1 protein-coding gene is annotated in these 277 nt (G+C 39.0%); it reads right to left on the reverse strand.

Annotated elements, in window-relative coordinates; genetic code table 11:
* Window positions 1–277: hypothetical protein (locus tag R2R70_RS19990; RefSeq protein WP_410978898.1), on the reverse strand; the 277-nt coding region annotated here is incomplete at both ends.

Here is a 277-nt window from a genome sequence, read left to right on the forward strand (position 1 = left end):
GTCGTTGCTCATGTGTGCGGCCAATTATCTCAAAGTTTATTCTATCACTCTTTTGAGCAAGTACTTCCATGTAGCGCACGAGTTGGTCGTGTCTTACATGCCACTCACCTACTTGATAACCCAATACTTCTTCTGGCGTAGGAATGGCTGGGTCGAATACAACATCGTCTTCAAAATAGTATGAAAGCGGTTTTGCTACACTTGAAAAACTCAGCATTACCACCATTATTGTTATTAATAAACGCATATAGATCACTCTAAAAATGTTTGTTAATTG

Origin of the sequence: Cobetia sp. SIMBA_158 (assembly GCF_046566945.1) — a bacterium.
In the GTDB taxonomy this organism is placed as follows: Bacteria; Pseudomonadota; Gammaproteobacteria; order Pseudomonadales; family Halomonadaceae; genus Cobetia; species Cobetia amphilecti.